Source organism: Bifidobacterium cebidarum (assembly GCF_009193305.1).
Taxonomy (GTDB): Bacteria; Actinomycetota; Actinomycetes; order Actinomycetales; family Bifidobacteriaceae; genus Bifidobacterium; species Bifidobacterium cebidarum.
The window spans coordinates 24,443-42,868 of the sequence record NZ_WBVS01000013.1 but is presented as its reverse complement, the minus strand read 5'-3'; the positions used below and the strand labels follow the sequence as shown (position 1 = coordinate 42,868).

Below are 18,426 nucleotides of genomic sequence, written 5' to 3'. Positions count from 1 at the left end.
GTATTGCGCTGAAAATCGACTGATTTATGCATCAGAAAATCATGTACACCACGCTCTCGAGTATCACTAGGCCGAAATACAGCACCAAAAAGCTCATATCCAAGCTAATGGCTCCAAGCGGCAACGGCCTGATATATTGGCGCAGCCAACGCAACGGCGGCTCGGTGATCGTGTACACGATATTGATGAGCTGGGCCACGAGCCCACGTGGATACCAGTTGCGGGCCAGGATGGAAACCCAATCAAGCACCATACGGATTATGAGCACGGTGATATAGGCATTGATCAGACCGCCAAGCACACGGCCGATAAGTGCAAAACCAAAGGACAACATGGGCGTAAGCCTAACAAGCGGATCTGAAAAGTTTGCTGGGAGCACAATGACAATTGGCCGACCCCTTTGCGGGAATCGGCCAATATCAGCGAAAAGCGTTCAACTCAGTCAGATCAATCAGAAAACAGGTCACGGGCGGAAGCCGTATTTGCAGGTTCCTCAACCTTGATGTTGACCTGAGCCGGGCTGAGCAGGAACACACGCGGAGTCACACGTTCAAGAGATCCACGAACGCCAAACACCACACCGGCGGAGAAGTCGACGATACGATAGGCCACTGCCTCAGAGACACCGGTCAGGTTCAAGACCACCGGCACGCCATCGCGAAGAGCACGGCCAACCAGCTGTGCATCCTCATAGGACTTGGGATGAATCGTAGTAATGCGGTTCACTCGCCCGCCGCCTTGGAACGGCGTGGTCTTCGCCGACGGACTCGTGGTCGTGGACGTCTGAGCCATCGGAGTCACCGTGTGATCGGAATCAAACGTCGGTTTCGGCTGAGGCTTTTGCTGCTCCTCTTCTTCCTCGACGAACTCATCATCGTCATCGGCCACGTCGCTCATGCCCAGGTAGGACATCGCGTTCTTCATGAACCCAGCCATGGATTAGTCCTTTCAGCGCAGGAAATCAGGAATGTCGAGATCGCCTGCGGGATCGTTAAGAGAAATGGTCGGATGTTCGGAAGTCGGATCATCGAACGGCAACGACGCGGAATCCCCCGTGGTGGGCACAAACGTGGGCTGAGTCGTAGGCTGTGCGGTCGGAACAGGCTGTGCCACCGGAGCTGCAGGAGATGCGGCGGGCTTTGCAGCCTGGGCAGGCACCACCGGAGTCACCACTTCCTGGTCGTCGGCATCCTGAGCGGATACATGGTCGAATCCAGCGGCGATCACGGTGACGCGCACTTCATCGCCATAAGCATCATCCAAGGCAAGACCCCAAATGATCTGAGCTTCAGGGTGAATGGCCTTGCGCACCAGTTCGGTGGCAGCGGAGGCCTCCTGCAGCTTCAGATCGGTCGGGCCGGCAATGTTGATGAGTGCGCCATGAGCGCCTTCGATGCTTTCCTCCAGCAGCGGGGAGCTGATGGCGATTTCGGCGGCCTGGGTCGCGCGATCCTCACCCCGAGCCGAGCCAATGCCGAACAACGCGGTGCCGGCTCCGCGCAGAATGGAGTTCACGTCGGAGAAATCCACATGGATGTATGAATTCATGGAAATCAAATCGGTGATGCCCTGAACGCCGGCCAACAGTGCGGTATCGGCGGTCTTAAAGGCCTCGATGATGCCGATGGAGCGATCGGACAGCTCAAGCAGGCGATCGTTCGGGATGACGATAAGGGCATCGACTTCCTTACGCAGGTTCTCAATGCCGTAATCGGCGGATGCAGAACGCTGCGGACCTTCAAAGCTGAACGGACGCGTGACCACGGCGATGGTCAAGGCACCCTGCTGATGTGCGGCGCGGGCCACAATGGGGCTGGCACCGGTACCGGTACCGCCGCCCTCGCCACAGGTGACGAAGACCATATCGGCGCCCTTCAGGGATTCCTCGATATCCGACTGGTGGTCCTGCGCCGCCTTTGCTCCACGTTCAGGGTCGGCACCGGCGCCGAGACCACGGCTGGACTTATCAGACAGGGAGATCTTGACATCGGCGTCGGATCGCAGCAAATCCTTCGCGTCGGTGTTTACCGCCACAAATTCAACGTTCTGCAATCCTTCGGCGATCATACGGTTAACGGCATTGCCGCCGGCTCCGCCTACGCCGACGACCTTGATGTTGGTCTTGTCGTTGAACTCAGTCTGGGCGATCTCGCTCACGTTTGGCTCCTGTCACTTCACGGTTACACCCAAGAGTAGCGCAACTGGGCTACTCGTGGAGTCAATTCGCACATGGATTAGTGCGTGTTGTGCAATATTTTTTAATAACTGGCATCCATCGGGTCATCACCGAACAATGCTTCGCGCTCCGCATGGGAGGTGGTGCGGGATTCCAGCCAGCCATAGGGAAGGTGCACTTTCTTGGCAAAACGCACCCGGCCACGCGGTTTATCGATGACTCGCGGCGGATATTCAATGGTGGGATCAAGGCGAGCAATCTCGCGATCGACATCGGCCAGGTTCTCACATTCCATAAAGGCTTTTCGCGTAGAACCGCCTACAGGGAATCCTTTCAAGTACCAGGCGATATGCTTGCGCAAGTCATGTACGGCCATCATTTCATCGTCATCATAGAACTGGGTAAGCAATTCGGCATGGCGGTGGATTACCCGGCAGACCTCGCCAAGGTTCGGATTGAGGCGCTCCGGGTTGCCTTCAAAAGCGTTCTTGATATTGGCGAACAGCCATGGACGGCCTTGGCATCCGCGTCCAATCGCAACGCCGTCGCATCCGGTTTCACGCACCATTGCCAGCGCATCCTCGGCACCCCAAATATCGCCGTTGCCGAACACTGGAATATCGAGGCGTTCCTTCAGCTCGCCGATACGGGACCAATCGGAATGACCACCATAGTATTCTGCAGTGGTACGGGCATGAAGCGTTACCGCCTTGCAGCCCTCCTCCTGCGCGATATGTCCCGCTTCGAGGAAGGTCTCATGCTCATGGTCGATGCCGACACGGATTTTGGCGGTTACCGGAATGCCTGCCGGCTCGCATACGGCGACCACACGGGCAATCAAATCAGTGAACATGTCAGTTTTCCACGGCAGGGCCGAGCCGCCGCCTCGACGGGTCACCTTAGGTACCGGGCAACCGAAATTCAAATCCACATGGTCGGCCATACCTTCGTCGACCACGATTTTTGCGGCTTGTTCGGTGATGGAGGGGTTGACGCCATATAGTTGCAAGGAACGAATCTTCTCGCTCGGCGCAAAATGGCATAGTCTCAGGGCCTTGGGATTGCGAGCCACCAATGCACGGGCGGTAATCATTTCCGCAACGTACAAGCCGTCTGGACCATATTCCTCGCAAATCACGCGGAAGGGCCAGTTAGTCACTCCTGCCATGGGAGAAAGCACCACCGGCGTTGGCACGGTAATCTTGCCGAGCTGCACCGGAGCGATATGCACCGGCTCATTCGGACGTTCCTGCGCATCCGTACGCGGATCGAAGTTCTCGGTCTCGTGCGGCTCACTGATTATGGTTTCGGCGTTGTCTGTCACGTTGTTCCTACATAGTTCGGCTCCCCTCAGAGAGGAGAGCTGTCTTGCCTTGCAGAGCTGAGAGGATTTCGTGATTTATGAGGTTTCCTCTTAGCTGACTGGTGCGACAGCTCCTCTCATGGAGGGGAGCCAGAATCGGTATCTTTCTTGTCTGCCGATCAGTACAGGCCGCCGGCTTCCTGGATGCCGGAGGCAGGCCAGGGCTCCCCGCCCATTTCAACAGGCTTCAGCGGCACACGAGTGCGCTTTTCGCTGATGCGGGCTGCAACATAGTCGGCCACCTTGTCCAAGGAGACGCGCTCCTGGGCCATGGTGTCACGTTCGCGGATGGTCACGGCGTGATCCTCAAGCGTATCGAAGTCCACGGTGATGCACAGCGGGGTGCCGATTTCGTCTTGGCGACGGTAGCGACGTCCGATGGCTCCGGACTCGTCGTAATCGATCATCCACTCGTTGAAGCGCAGGTCGGCGGCCAGGTTATGGGCCACTTCCTGCAGCTCCGGCTTCTTGGACAGCGGCAACACTGCGGCCTTGATCGGGGCCAGACGCGGATCAAGACGCAGCACGGTGCGCTTATCGACGCCGCCCTTGGTGTTCGGGGCTTCGTCCACGTCGTAGGCGTCCACGAGGAAGCACATCAGGGAACGGGTCAGACCAGCAGCAGGCTCGATGACATACGGCACATACTTTTCGCCGGTGGCCTGGTTGAAGTAGCTCAGATCCTCGCCGGAATGCTTGGCGTGTGCGGACAGGTCGAAGTCGGTACGGTTGGCCACGCCTTCGAGCTCGCCCCAATCAGAACCCTGGAAACCGAACTTGTATTCGATGTCCACGGTGCGCTTGGAGTAGTGGGCCAGCTTTTCCTTCGGATGCTCATAGTGGCGCAGGTTCTCCGGCTTGACGCCGAGATCCAGATACCACTGGGTACGAGCGTCAATCCAGTACTGGTGCCATTCCTCATCGGTACCCGGCTTGACGAAGAACTCCATCTCCATCTGCTCGAACTCACGGGTGCGGAAGATGAAGTTGCCCGGGGTAATCTCGTTACGGAAGGACTTACCCATGTTCGCAATGCCGAACGGCGGCTTGGAACGGGAGGAGGTCATCACATTCTTGAAGTCCACGAAGATGCCCTGCGCGGTTTCCGGGCGCAGGTAGTGCAGGCTGTTCTCGTCCTCGACCGGGCCGAGATGCGTGCGCAGCATCATGTTGAAGTCACGAGGCTCGGTCCACTCACCGCGAGTGCCGCAGTTCGGGCAGACGATGTCCTTCATACCGTTCTCGGGCATCTTGTCGCCGTGCTTCTCGGCATAGGATTCCTCGAGTTTGTCGGCACGGTTGCGCTTGTGGCAGTTCAGGCACTCGACGAGCGGATCATTGAACACGCTCACATGGCCGGAAGCCACCCACACCTCGGGCGGCAGGATGATGGAGGTATCCACACCGACCACGTCGGGGCGGGTGACGACCATGGAACGCCACCATTCGCGCTTGATATTGTCCTTCAGCGCGACGCCGAGGGGACCGTAATCCCAAGCGGAACGAGTGCCGCCGTAGATTTCGCCGGCGGGGAATACAAAGCCGCGACGCTTCGCGAGGGATACGACTTCATCGAGTTTGGATTGAGCCACAATGCACCTTCTGGTTTGAACGGTTTGGGGACTTGCTTACAACCGCTTCAGGATAGCGGCACTCCCCTACATCTCTATATATGGAATATTCGGCATCAGCGGCAAGGGCGCGTAAGCGGTTCCCACGGTTCGAGTTCGACGGGCTCGGATTGCGCGATGGCCAGCGTTGCCTCGTCAAGCACGTCCTTGCGGATGATGAGCTCGGTGACGAACTGGTCGAACCATGCGTCGGAGGCCACATAGTAGCCATCCTTGCCGTTATCCTTGCCCCAGCTGTTTTCGATCTTCCAACGGTTCGGCTTGCCGTTGTCATCCAGATTCACACCGGTGAGCGTCATGGCATGGTTGCTCGGACGGTCGCCGTATTCGAGACCGTCCGCCTTGTCGAAGGTGAATTCGGTGCCGAACAGCTGATCCACGCGCACAGTGCCGCGATCGAAGACGCCTTCGCCGCGCAGCGCGAATTGCATGCAGTCGCAGGCGAACCAAATCGGGTGGCCGGCTGCGATCTGATCGACGGAGGCCTTCTTGAACACATCCAGCGGCACATTGACAAATTCCATGTCGCCGGCTTCGATCACGTTCGCGGTGTAGCGGATGCGGTAGCGCTTGCCGAACGGAGTGCGAGCCATCGGCGCGTTGGAGATGGTCACGAAATCGTTCACGTCCACCGGCACGTATTTTTTGTAGAACTGAAGCGGGGTGATGCCGGTTTCGCGAATTTGCTTGCGCTCGTCCTTGCCGGATTCCGACCTGGACTGTTCGGCCTTGTCGTTCTTACCCGACTTGTCACCGTCCTTGTCATCATCGTCGTCCTTGACTCGCGCCAGGAAATCGAACGTTGCCGGCGGCTCGCCGAGCGCGATGGCGCAGATGCGGTACACCGTGGCCATGTCCTGGTGCTTGACCTCGCGCAGTGCCTCCACCGATTCGCCGGAAGCATGGCGGCGACGCAATTCGGCGGCGAATTCACGCAGCTTGGTGTTGAGATACTGCTTGAACGCATCCGAGTCGCGAGAATTCGCGGATTCCGGATAGGCGGACTTTGGTACCAAACCATACTTATTGACCAGTGCGGCGAACATCTGCCACCAGCCGCCATCGTCGGATGGGCCATCATTGATGACCTCGAAGATGCGCGAGTCGGTAGGTTCGTCCAAGGTTTCCAGCACATGCTCAAGATAGGTGTTGGACTTTTCGATGGCATCCCAGAAGAACAGGTAGGTTTCGGAGAATTCGAAGTCCTCAAGGTTCCAGTGGTGCATGAGCTCATAGCGCAGCGTGTTCAATGACGCGAACATCCAGCAACGACCCGAACGCTCCTGATTGGTAATCGACCCCTGCTTCAGCTCGATGGAGAAGTCGCGAGGCAGATCGCGCAGGCCCCGGTAGTCGGTGGCTGCGGCAAGTACGCCGGTGGAAACGGCCGCATTGGCCGCCACGAGGTTGGCGCGATCGGCGTTGAACGCGTGCGAATATTCCTTAATCTGTTCAACGTCAACAGCAGATTGATGAGTCATCTTTCCTCCCGAACACTTACGATCTCACGCAAACGAGCTTTATCCTACACGCGCGCCGCAATCGAAACCCGTCTTAATACCACGCGGAGCGGCGACGCGCCAGAGCAATCACATAAAAATCAACGATTCTGTTCGTATTTGTAAAGAAGATGTCCGCATACACGCATAGCGTCATCACTGTAATGCAGGGGAACCCGCGTCAACGGCGGGTTGAGAATGGCACAACGCCTAACCCTTAGAACCTGTTGGTTAAGACCATCGTAGGGAGCAGTGATATGAGCGACGATTCGCGCGACCATTGTAGTACCAACACTCATCAGAACGTTTTGGCAGAACTGCGCGAAGCAATAGCGCAGGCAGTGCGAGACGTAAAAGACAAGACGCCATTGGCACAGTCATTCACCAATTTCGTCACCATCAATCTCGTAGCCAACGCACAGTTGGCCGCCGGCGGCACGGCAGCCATGAGCTTCCTGCCGGATGATGTAATCGAAACGGCGAAGATCGCAGGCGCGAATTACATCAACGTGGGCACATTGCTGCCGTTCTATAAGGATGCGTTGCCATCCATTGCGCAACGGCTCAATTACCTTGGCAAGCCGTGGGTGCTTGACCCTGTAGCCGCTGGTATCGGCAAGACTCGCACCGCGATCCTGCAATCCTTCAAGGCCGCTCCTCCAACGGTGATTCGCGCCAATGCTTCCGAAGTCATCGCCTTGGCTAATATGTGGGGGCTACTTGATGCGGATAACGCGAGCCGCCCGGCCGGCGTGGAGTCCGTGGATGAGGTGGATGCCGCCGCCCAGCCGGCGAAGCTGCTGGCTCAGTTCCTTGCCGCTTCGGCACCGAAGCATAAGGCCGCAGTGGCCGTATCCGGCAAAATCGACTTGGTGACCGACGGCGAACACACCTATCGTCTGCCCGGCGGCAGTGCGATGATGGCCAAGATCACCGGTGCAGGCTGCTCGCTGGGTGGCGTGACTGCCACCTATCTCGCCGTCGCCGAACCGCTCATTGCCACACTCGCCGCTTCCTTGCTCTACGACCGCGCAGCCGAAGTGGCCGAAGCCGAGTCCAAGGGACCGGGATCGTTCCAGGTGGCTTTTCTTGACGCCCTGTGGAATGTGACGGCCGAGCAGGTAGCCGGTAGCGACATTGTAGTGCAGTAGGCGATGCTCCTTAGTAACGGACTGAAGACTGCCTTTGTTTGAAATCTCTCCCTCAGTCAGCTTCGCTGGCGGCTCCCTCATCAGAGGGGGCCGAGGACAATGCAAGCGATTGCTGACAGCCCTTTCATATCCCTTTTCAGACTTCCTCAATAGCGACCAAAGGAACAATAATGAGCAACGAATATCCATACGCATCCATGCGTGACTCGTTCGACCTGACCGCATACTTTGTGGTGGGCCCCGACGATTGCAAAGGCCGACCGCTGACGGACGTCGTCGATCAGGCCCTGCGCGGCGGCGCCACGTTCATCCAGTTGCGCGCCAAGAAGGCTGATGCCTCCGAACTGACCGCCATGGCTCAGGACATCGCACAGATCATCGAGGACAACAACAAGTCCGATTCCGTGGCCTTTGTGATCGATGACCGCGCCGACGTGGTCTGGCAGGCCCGCCGCAAAGGCATCAAGGTGGACGGCGTGCACATCGGCCAGACCGATATGGAGCCGCGCGAAGCCCGAGCATTGCTCGGCGACGAGGCCATCGTGGGTCTTTCCGCTGAGACCGAAAGCCTGGTCAAGCTCATCAACGAACTGCCCGATGGCTGCATTGACTACATCGGCGCGGGTCCGTTGCATGTCTCCACCACCAAGCCCGAAGCCTCCGTGGGCGGCAACGACGGTTCCGGCAAGACGCTGGACGCCAAGCAGATCAACACCATTTGCGCCGCCTGCGATTTCCCGGTAGTGGTCGGTGGCGGCGTGACCATCAAGGACATGGCGATGCTCGCCGGCACCAAGGCAGCCGGCTGGTTCGTGGTGTCGGCCATCGCCGGCGCCGATGACCCGGAAGCCACCACCAGGGCCATGGTCGAGGCATGGAAGGCCGTTCGCGGCGATGCCAAGCATGGATACGCTCCACGCATCGTGACCCACACGCCGGCCGCCGACACCCAAGCCGCCCAGGAGGGTACCGCAGCTGCAGGCGCTGAGGCCGCCGAGAAGAAGTTCACCAACGCCAAGCAGGCCAAGGAAGCACAGAAACTCGCCAAGCAGCAACGTGTGGATATCGCCGCCCGCGGCTCCAAGCAGCGCGACAAGGCACACATCCGTAAGACCAAGTCGGTGCATTTCGAAAACCAGTTCGGCTCCTACGACCTTGAAGTGCCGTATACCGAAATCAAGCTCTCCGACACCCCCGGCGTGGGTCCGAACCCGCCATTCATCGACTACAACACCGAAGGCCCCAAGTGCGACCCGAAGGAAGGCCTCAAGCCGCTTCGTCTCGATTGGATTCGCGATCGCGGCGACATCGAAGAATACGAAGGCCGCCGCCGCAACCTCGGCGATGACGGCAAACGCGCCATCAAGCGCGGCCGCGCCACCAAGGAATGGCGTGGCCGCAAGCATCAGCCGATGCGAGCCAAGGACCATCCGGTGACCCAGATGTGGTACGCCCGTCACGGCATCATCACGCCGGAAATGAAGTACGTCGCCGAGCGCGAGAACTGTGACGTGGAGCTCGTACGCTCCGAACTGGCCGCCGGCCGCGCCGTGATGCCGTGCAACATCAACCATCCGGAGGCCGAGCCGATGATCATCGGATCCGCCTTCCTGACCAAGCTCAACGCCAACATGGGCAACTCCGCCGTGACCTCCTCCATCGACGAGGAGGTGGAGAAGCTCACCTGGGCCACCAAATGGGGCGCCGACACGGTGATGGATCTTTCCACCGGCAACGACATCCACACCACGCGTGAGTGGATCCTCAGGAACTCCCCCGTGCCGATCGGCACCGTGCCGATGTATCAGGCACTGGAGAAGGTGGAGGACGATGCTTCCAAGCTCAGCTGGGAGCTCTTCCGCGACACCGTGATCGAACAGTGCGAGCAGGGCGTGGACTACATGACCATCCACGCCGGCGTGCTGCTGCGCTTCGTGCCGCTGACCGCCAACCGTGTGACCGGCATCGTCTCCCGTGGCGGCTCCATCATGGCCGAATGGTGTCTGCAACACCACCAGGAAAGCTTCCTGTACACCCACTTCGATGAACTGTGCGATATCTTCGCCAAGTACGATGTGGCGTTCTCCCTGGGCGATGGACTGCGTCCGGGCTCGCTGGCCGATGCCAACGATGCCGCACAGCTCGCCGAGCTGATGACCTTGGGCGAGCTGACCCAGCGTGCTTGGGCCAAGGATGTCCAGGTGATGATCGAAGGCCCGGGCCATATTCCGTTCGACACCGTGCGTATGAACATCGAAATGGAGAAGGCCATCTGCAAGGATGCCCCGTTCTATACGCTTGGACCGTTGACCACCGATACCGCCCCCGGCTACGATCACATCACCTCCGCCATCGGCGGGGTGGAAATCGCCCGTTACGGCACCGCCATGCTGTGCTATGTGACGCCGAAGGAACACCTTGGCTTGCCGAACAAGGATGACGTGAAGCAGGGCGTGATCGCCTACAAAATCGCCTGCCACGCAGCCGACATCGCCAAGCATCACCCGCACGCGCAGGACCGCGATCTGGCGATTTCCAAGGCCCGCTTCGAGTTCCGCTGGCTCGACCAGTTCAACCTGAGCTACGATCCGGATACGGCCATCGCCTTCCATGACGATACGCTGCCGGCCGAGCCGGCCAAGATGGCGCATTTCTGCTCGATGTGCGGCCCGAAGTTCTGCTCGATGGCCATTTCCCAGAACATCCGTAAGCAGTTTGGCGGCGCGGCCGCTCAGGAACAGCTGGTTCAGGATACGCTGGCAGGCAAGATTCCATCCGCTCAGGAGGCCCGCGGCGCACTGGCGACCAGCGCCGCGCCGAGCACCAACGCGGATGATATCGCTCAAGGTATGGCCGAGATGAGCCGCAAGTTCCAGGAGGGCGGCTCGAAGCTGTACCAGAAGGCACAGTAAACGTACAGCCACCTCGCTACGCTCGTTACGTGTTACGAGTTTTGAAGGAGAAATTATGAGCACCACTTTGCCGGCAGTACTTGCGATTTCAGGTTCCGATTCATCCGGCGGCGCCGGTATGCAGGCCGATCTGAAAACCATGCTGGCATGTGGTGTGTTCGGCATGAGCGCCATCACCGCGCTCACCGCGCAGAACACCACCGGCGTGCGCTCCATCCAGGACACCGAGCCGAATATCCTGGCCGATGAGATCGACATGGTATTTGAGGACATTCCGCCGATCGCTGTCAAAATCGGCATGGTCTCCTCCGTGGACATCATCAACGTGATCGCCGACCGGCTGACCGCCCATCATGCCACCAACATCGTGCTCGACCCGGTGATGGTGGCCACCTCGGGCGCCAAGCTCATCAGCGATGACGCCATCGCCGCACTGACCGGCCGCCTGTTCGGCATGGCCACCGTGGTGACACCGAATATTCCGGAAGCCGAAGCCCTGACCGACACCCTGATCCACGATCAGGAGGATATGGAGACGGCGGCTCGCCGCATCAGCGAACAATACGGCTGCGCTGCGCTGGTCAAGGGCGGCCACGGCACCGAGGACGCCAACGACGTGCTCGCTGAAAACGACGGTACGGTTACTTGGTTCGATGGCGTGCGCATCAACAACCCGAACACCCACGGCACCGGCTGCACGCTGAGCTCCGCGATTGCCTCCTACCTGGCTCTGGGCGATACGCTGCCCAAGGCCATCAAGCACGCAAAGAAGTATCTGACCGGCGCGCTGAAGGCCCAGCTGGACCTGGGCCACGGCTCCGGTCCGATGGACCACTTCTGGAAGTACCGCTGAGAGGACGAATATGGTTCTTGACCGTAATGCCGTGAAACAGGAAGTGCCGATTGATCCTGAAACCGGCAAGCCATATCTCAACACCGTGGCAGCGATCCAAGTTTCCGCAGCCGGCGTGGGTTCCGAGGTGTCCCCCTATGTGTCCCAGGCTATTGAGGTGATCCGCGAATCCGGCTTGCCGCAGGAGACAAACGCCTTGTTCACCAATGTGGAGGGCAATCTCGACGATGTGCTCAAAGTGGCCGGCGAGGCGGCCAAGAAGCTTGCCGAGCAGGGCTACCGTACGTCTCTGGTGCTGCACATGGACATTCGCCCCGGTTTCACCGGCCAGCTGACTGAAAAGCCGAAGCTGGTGGATGAGATTCTGGCGGAAAAGCATCAGCGGTAAAACGCATATGAATGGAATGGGATGTCTCATAGTGAGACACCCCATTCCATATTCGTTCACAATGTGACCCGCTCCGGGAGCCGACAGGAAACGCTCCTATAGTTCTTTTCTGACGTACGTGAGCCAGCTCACAATGTTGGCTCGGTAGGTGAATTCAAGACGTAGGCTTGAAATCGATGCGCATCCCACACAATGGGAGGGCAAACGACGTCGAACCCGCGCTATGAGTTCGTTGCACGGCAATGTACCGTTGAGCGGTTGCCTTGCAACAGGATGTAAGAAGAGGCGCTCACTATGACTGCTGCTGAACAGCAGATTTCCCATGATTCCGTGATGAACACCACCAAAGCTCGCACCGCCGAGAATCATGCTCAGGTAGAAGAAATCGTTTCGCGCATGGATCGCGCGCATGAGACTCCGATGTTCTATCGCATCGTCGCCCTGGTGGCTGCCGGCATGCTGATGGACAGCATCGATGTGTACATCGGCAGTGCCGTGGCTTCCAGTGCACTGTCCACCCACTGGTCCACTGTGGCCCAGAATTCCACGTTCATGTCCGCTGGCTTCCTGGGTCTCCTGGTCGGCTCCCTGCTGGCTGGCTTCGTCGGCGATCTGAAGGGCCGCCGCGTGGCCTACCAAATCAACCTGCTGCTCTTCGGTGGCTTCACCTTCCTCGGCGCATTCGCCCCGAACATGGCTATTCTTTCCCTCTGCCGCCTGGGCGCAGGTCTCGGCCTTGGTGCTGAAATCGTCACCGGTTTCGCCATGGTCAATGAATTCGCCCCGATGAATCGCCGTGGCCATTGGTGCGCCATCGTTTCGCTCGTTGCCAACTGCGGCGTGCCAATCGCCATGCTGCTGTGCGCGTTCATCATTCCTCGTTGGAGCTGGCGTCCGCTATTCGTCGGCATCGGTCTTATTGCCGCTGTGATCTGGTGGCTGCGTCGCGATATTCCGGAATCCCCGCGTTGGCTTGCCGTGCACAACCGTTATGACGAGGCCGATGCCATCGTCAAGCAGCTTGAGGCCAATGGATCCGAACCGGCTGAGTCTGCCGCCAAGTCTGCCGCGGAATCGACTCGTAACGCCGGCGGCCGTTCGCTCGGCATCTGCCTGCTCGTGGCCATCGTGGCCGTGAGCGCCACCAACGTGTGCTCCTACGCCTTCACCTCCTGGGTGCCGACCATCCTGGTCAAGCGCGGCATCAACCTTTCCTCCTCGCTGACCACCTCCACGATGATGATGCTCGGCGCTCCGGTGGGCTGCCTCATCGGCTCCCTGCTGATCGACCGCATCGGCCGCAAGCGCACCATCGTTCCGGCGTTCCTCTTCACTGGTGTGTTCGGTATGCTCTACGCATTCCAGACCTCCACTGTCGGCGCCATCATCGTGGGCTTCCTGCTCATGATGTGCCTCTATGTGCTCATGGCTTCCGTGGTGGCCGTGTACGCCCCTGAACTGTTCGCCACCAAGGTTCGCTTCCGTTGCGTGGGTGTGGCTAACGCCATCGCCAAGCTGCTCAACGTGCTGATGCCTATGGTGGTGGGCTGGATGCTCATGAACCTCGGTGCCACGTCCATCTTCGTCTCCATCAGTGCCATCGCCATCGCCTCGATGCTTATCGTCGGCATCTTCGGCGTGGAGACCGCTCGCCGTTCGGTGAACTGAGCACAGTGAGGTTTCTGTAACCGCGAATAGCACCACCGCATAACGGGCTTGACTGCAACGATTCGTGTTGCCGTCAAGCCCGTTTTATTATGGAACTGTCAGCATGCCGTTTTCAATGGAGAGGAGACATGCCATGACCTCGCAATATAGTTCATCTCGTTCCTCACATCGCGAAGCCCGATTCATCGGCTGTATCGCCGCTGTAGCATTCGCATACGGTCTGTTGCTGATAACCATTCTCGTAGGCGGCGAGGCTAGAATGGGCGGCGCGCTGCTCATCAACTTCGTTATTCCACCGGTACTGTTGCTGGCGAATGCCATATACGCATCTCGCGCTACGGCATTCGCGCGCCCATGGCGAGCGCTGCTGTTCCCACTATTGTGTTCGGCGATTGCGTTGCCGCTGCTGTTCGCGCTGATCACTCCGTATGACGACTGTGCAGTTGATTCCGCCTGCACCAATATGGGTACGTGGTATATCAACTGGTCCACGATGGATCAAGTGTGGTATTTCCTGCTGGTGTTTACCATCGCCTCATTTGCGGGATTCGGAGTGGCTCTTTTCATCCGTTGGATCATCACACGGATTCGGCACGCTTAAGAGTCCATGATGGAAAACCACGGTATCGTCCACCACCGCACGCTGCAGCACAAATGTAAGCACAAGGTTCATATCGCCATTATTCTGGTGGTCGCGCTTATCGCTTGCGCATGCGGCGGCGTGTGGTGGACTGTTGGCGATGGTCGACTGCTCACCATGCAATTGTTCAAACCAGCGGCAAAATCCGCTACGCATTCCGCGGTTGACAGTTCCTCTGATTTTGCGTATCGGTCCGCTACGGCATTCCTACAGATGAATCCGTCTCAGAACGCTCAAGGCAATGTGAACTACTCCCCCGCCTCGATGTGGATGGCATTGGCGCTTGCCGCGCAAGGGGCGGATGGCGAGACCCGCTCGCAGATGGAAAAGGCCTTAGGCACCCAATCGTTGAACACCGCCGATTATCAATCGCTACTGAGCTCCATCAACGGACGCTATAGCGGCTCACAATCACAGATGAGCACGGCGAATTCAGTGTGGGTCGATAATCGATACACACTGAACGAGGATTTCAAAACAACTGTTGAGACTGTCTTTGATGCAGACGTGCAGTCGTTGCCATTGAATGATGCCGCGGCGCAGCGCATGAGCCGATGGATCAATCAGCATACCCAAGGTTCATTGGAACCGCGCATCACTTTGCAGAGCAACGAAGTCATCTCCATCATCAATACCGTGGTTGCGGATGGGCGATGGCAGGACCCGTTCGAGCCTGAACTCACCGATAGGCAGACCTTCCATGGCACCAACGGCGATCATGAAGTGCCGATGATGCATCAGACATTCCATGGCCTGGTCTGGGCGCACGATTCCAACAGCACATGGCAACGCATCTCCATACCATTCGACAATGGCGGTGCGCTGACTGTGCTGCTCCCCGCAGCCGGCAGCTTCGACGACATCATTCAGGACACCGAGAAGCTGCGCTGGGCTTTGAGCACCTGCCTGGGATCTTCATATCAGTATGGATGCATGACCGATGCTCCTGAAGGATGGGGAGTTGCCGCCGAACCGGCTTTGGTCAACGTTGGCCTGCCACGATTCACTATTGACAGTACTTTTGCTTCCGATGACACGACTGAGGCATTGAAGAAGCTTGGCATCAGCGACGTTTTTGCGCCCGACACCGCGGATCTGAGCAAGATGACCGACTCAGCCGACAGTGGACTGTTCATCGGATCGATTATCCAAGGCACTCGCATCGAGGTGAACGAGCAGGGGGCGAAAGCAGCCGCGTTCACTCAAGCGGGAGCAGAGGCCGCTGGAGCGCCAGCTCAGCAGCAGGTTGTGGAGTTCACGGCAGACAGGCCGTTCCTCTATATGTTGACCACGCCGGATGATGTGCCGTTGTTCATCGGAGCGGTCCGAAATCTGTAGTAGGTGTATCGTTTGACCTTATGGTTACGATGAAGGAGATTGCACAACAGGCAGGCGTATCCGTCTCTACCGTGTCGCTGGTGTTGAACAACCGCGACGAGGGGCGTGTGCGAGGCAATGTAGCGAATCAGGTGCGCGCCATCGCCTCACAACTCGGCTATCAATCCAATCCTCTCGCCAGCTCGTTGCGCACCGGGCGCACTCATATGCTTGGCTTCATCAGCGAAGACGTGGCCACAACCCCATATGCCGGCGGCATTATTCTGGGCGCGCAAACCGCGGCACGGGAACTCGGTTACATGTTGATCGTGGTAAGCACCGACGGAGCACAGAATGAAGCCGAGGAAATCGCAGCGCTCAAGCGCTACGGCACTGACGGTTTCCTATACGCGAAGATGTCGAACCGAATTACCGACGTACCGAAAGCACTCAAGGACACGCCACTGGTACTGGTGGACGCCACGGATGAGAAAGGCGTCATTCCCAGTGTGGAACCCGATGAATTCCATATCGGGTATGATGCCACCAAACGACTGATTGCCGCGGGTTGTGGACGCATCGCATATGTGGGCGCCGAAGATCCGATTATCGCCGAGCGAGGTCGTTTGGAAGGATATCGGGCAGCCCTTGCCGAAGCCGGACGAGATTTTGATGAGCATCGCATTGTGCATGTAGGCAATAACGAACCTGCGTTAGAAGCGGTCAACGCACTTTTCGACTCGGCACAACCAGATGGATTCTTCTGCTTCAACGATGCTCGTGCCTGGTACGTCTACGAATGCGCCGCGCGCCGAGGACTCACAGTAGGGCGCGACATCTCCGTGGTGGGTGTAGACAATCATCGCGTATTCGCCGACACACTTGTGCCACAGCTCACCACCGTGGAACTGCCTCATTTCGAGATGGGATATTGGGCCGCGTCCAAGCTGGTATCACTGATTGAAGAAAGCCCGCTGGCCGATATGGAATGGCCAAGCGCCACCGCTCTCCTGCCGCCGCTCAATACGCCGGTGCCAGCGAAAATCCACTGCGCGCTCATCGAAAAGGAATCCGTGCGTCAATAGCATAATCAGCGGCTACAACTCAGACACACTGAATTCGTCAATCGATTGACGTAAATCGATTGACGGCGCATAATGTCAACTGAATAACCCACAATCACACGCAACGGCGCTACTCACTGTGGAACACAGCAGCTCCAGTCAAACAAAGGATCGTTATGACCGATTTCACTCCGAAGTCTCCTCAGCTTCATCCGATTCTCGATCACAAGGCCGAGCTGGCCAAGGCCGAAGCAGGCCTTGCCGCATTGGAACCCAAGCGCAATGACCGCTGGTACCCGAAGTATCACATCGCATCCAACGCCGGCTGGATCAACGATCCGAACGGCCTGTGCTTCTACAAAGGCCGCTGGCATGTCTTCTACCAGTTGCACCCCTACAGCTCGCATTGGGGTCCGATGCACTGGGGTCACGTCTCCTCTCCGGACATGATTCATTGGAAACGCGAGCCAATCATGTTCACCCCCTCGCTCGAGGAAGACAAGCACGGCGTCTTCTCCGGCTCTGCAGCCATCGGCGATGACGGCCAGCTGCGCTTCTACTACACCGGCCACCGTTGGCGCAACCCCGCCGACCGTACCGACGACTGGCAGGTGCAGCTGCTCGCCACCCCGGACAACGACGAGCTGACATCCGCCACCAAGCAGGGCATGATCATCGACTGCCCGACCGATAAGGTCTGGCATCACTTCCGTGACCCGAAGGTGTGGAAGACGGGCGACACCTGGTATATGACCTTCGGCGTCTCCTCCGCCGAAAAGCGCGGCCAGATGTGGCTGTTCACCTCCGACGACATGGTGAGTTGGAAGTACGAGCGCGTGCTGTTCGAGCACCCGGATCCGAATGTGTTCATGCTCGAATGCCCGGACTTCTTCCCGCTCAAAGACAAGGACGGCAACGAGAAGTGGGTTATCGGCTTCTCCGCCATGGGGTCCAAGCCGAACGGCTTCGCGAACCGCAACGAGAGCAACGCCGGCTATATGATCGGCACGTGGGAACCGGGCGGCGAGTTCAAACCGGAAACCGAATTCCGCCCGTGGGATTGCGGGCATAATTACTATGCGCCGCAGTCGTTCAACGCCGGCGGCGAGGATGGCCGCCAAATCGTCTATGGGTGGATGGCGCCGTTCATGGACCCGGCTCCGATGATGGACGACGGCTGGTGCGGCCAGCTCACCCTGCCTCGCGAAATCACCTTGAGCGCGGACGGCGATGTGGTCACCGCTCCGGTGGCCGAGATGGAAGAGCTCCGTGAGGATACGTTCGACCATGGCTCTATTACGCTGGATGGTGATGGCGAGCGCATCATCTCCGATGATGCCGAGGCCGTGGAAATCGAACTGTCCATTGATTTGAAGCACACCACCGCCGAGCGCGCCGGCCTGAAGGTGCACGCCACCAATGACGGCGCCTACCTGTATGTCGCATACGACGACCAGCTGGGCCGTGTGGTGGTGGATCGTCAGACCATGAAGCACGGCGACCGTGGCTACCGTACGGCACCGCTCACGGAAGCCGAGCTTGCCGCCGACACGCTTGATCTGCGCGTGTTCGTGGACCGTGGCTCCGTGGAAGTCTATGTGAACGGTGGCCACCAGGTATTGAGCGAGTATTCGTTTGCTTCAGAAGGTCCACGAGCCATCAAGTTGTCCGCCGAATCCGGGTCACTGACTGTGAGCTCGCTGAAGCTGCACCATCTGAAATCGATTGGACTGGAGTAACAACCCCTCAATCCCGTTGGCCCAG

The 18,426-nt window shown here is 58.5% G+C and carries 15 protein-coding genes and 1 riboswitch; of the genes, 9 read left to right on the top strand and 6 right to left on the bottom strand.

The genetic code is table 11. The features are described 5' to 3' along the window. Positions 1 to 31: 31 nt before the first annotated feature. From F7D08_RS09405 to F7D08_RS09380, 6 genes are all read right to left on the bottom strand, one after another. Positions 32 to 334, bottom strand: coding sequence for a YggT family protein (locus F7D08_RS09405; protein WP_152210377.1), 303 nt, complete (start codon positions 332 to 334; stop codon positions 32 to 34). A gap of 113 nt (positions 335 to 447) precedes the next feature. Next, positions 448 to 936: a cell division protein SepF gene (locus F7D08_RS09400; RefSeq protein ID WP_152210376.1), complete on the bottom strand. Its 489-nt coding sequence runs from the start codon at positions 934 to 936 to the stop codon at positions 448 to 450. Between the two features lie 12 nt (positions 937 to 948). Next, positions 949 to 2,157 (bottom strand): cell division protein FtsZ, encoded by a 1,209-nt coding sequence (gene ftsZ, locus F7D08_RS09395; RefSeq protein WP_152210375.1) that lies wholly within the window; start codon positions 2,155 to 2,157, stop codon positions 949 to 951. Between the two features lie 101 nt (positions 2,158 to 2,258). Beyond that, on the bottom strand, positions 2,259 to 3,500 hold the full coding sequence (dusB, locus tag F7D08_RS09390) for a tRNA dihydrouridine synthase DusB (protein WP_152210374.1): 1,242 nt from the start codon (positions 3,498 to 3,500) through the stop codon (positions 2,259 to 2,261). A 158-nt stretch (positions 3,501 to 3,658) separates the two neighbouring features. Continuing rightward, positions 3,659 to 5,131 carry a glycine--tRNA ligase gene (locus F7D08_RS09385; protein WP_152210373.1) on the bottom strand — a complete coding sequence of 491 codons (1,473 nt, stop codon included), beginning with the start codon at positions 5,129 to 5,131 and terminating at the stop codon, positions 3,659 to 3,661. A gap of 95 nt (positions 5,132 to 5,226) precedes the next feature. After that, the gene (locus F7D08_RS09380) at positions 5,227 to 6,651 is read right to left on the bottom strand and encodes a C1 family peptidase (protein WP_152210372.1); all 1,425 of its coding nucleotides are present in this window, start codon (positions 6,649 to 6,651) and stop codon (positions 5,227 to 5,229) included. A 176-nt stretch (positions 6,652 to 6,827) separates the two neighbouring features. Further along, positions 6,828 to 6,935: riboswitch (TPP riboswitch) on the top strand. Between F7D08_RS09380 and F7D08_RS09375 the strand changes: the two genes are divergently transcribed. From F7D08_RS09375 to F7D08_RS09335, 9 genes are all read left to right on the top strand, one after another. Next, entirely contained in the window at positions 6,927 to 7,820 is an 894-nt protein-coding gene (locus F7D08_RS09375) for a hydroxyethylthiazole kinase (protein ID WP_152210371.1), read from the top strand. It overlaps the preceding riboswitch by 9 nt. Before the next feature lie 170 nt (positions 7,821 to 7,990). Next, positions 7,991 to 10,732 (top strand): phosphomethylpyrimidine synthase ThiC, encoded by a 2,742-nt coding sequence (thiC, locus tag F7D08_RS09370; protein WP_152210370.1) that lies wholly within the window; start codon positions 7,991 to 7,993, stop codon positions 10,730 to 10,732. Between the two features lie 55 nt (positions 10,733 to 10,787). Further along, a complete protein-coding gene (gene thiD, locus F7D08_RS09365) occupies positions 10,788 to 11,585 on the top strand; it encodes a bifunctional hydroxymethylpyrimidine kinase/phosphomethylpyrimidine kinase (RefSeq protein ID WP_152210369.1) in 798 nt (265 codons plus the stop codon). 10 nt (positions 11,586 to 11,595) lie between these two features. Next, positions 11,596 to 11,973, top strand: coding sequence for a thiamine-binding protein (locus F7D08_RS09360; RefSeq protein WP_152210368.1), 378 nt, complete (start codon positions 11,596 to 11,598; stop codon positions 11,971 to 11,973). 294 nt (positions 11,974 to 12,267) lie between these two features. Next, positions 12,268 to 13,641: an MFS transporter gene (locus F7D08_RS09355; protein ID WP_152210367.1), complete on the top strand. Its 1,374-nt coding sequence runs from the start codon at positions 12,268 to 12,270 to the stop codon at positions 13,639 to 13,641. Between the two features lie 133 nt (positions 13,642 to 13,774). Continuing rightward, a complete protein-coding gene (locus tag F7D08_RS09350) occupies positions 13,775 to 14,242 on the top strand; it encodes a hypothetical protein (protein WP_152210366.1) in 468 nt (155 codons plus the stop codon). A gap of 6 nt (positions 14,243 to 14,248) precedes the next feature. Next, the gene (locus tag F7D08_RS09345) at positions 14,249 to 15,619 is read left to right on the top strand and encodes a serpin family protein (RefSeq protein WP_226803471.1); all 1,371 of its coding nucleotides are present in this window, start codon (positions 14,249 to 14,251) and stop codon (positions 15,617 to 15,619) included. 20 nt (positions 15,620 to 15,639) lie between these two features. After that, on the top strand, positions 15,640 to 16,683 hold the full coding sequence (locus tag F7D08_RS09340; protein WP_152210365.1) for a LacI family DNA-binding transcriptional regulator: 1,044 nt from the start codon (positions 15,640 to 15,642) through the stop codon (positions 16,681 to 16,683). Positions 16,684 to 16,838: 155 nt separating this feature from the next. Then, entirely contained in the window at positions 16,839 to 18,401 is a 1,563-nt protein-coding gene (locus F7D08_RS09335; protein ID WP_152210364.1) for a glycoside hydrolase family 32 protein, read from the top strand. The last annotated feature ends 25 nt before the right edge of the window (positions 18,402 to 18,426 follow it).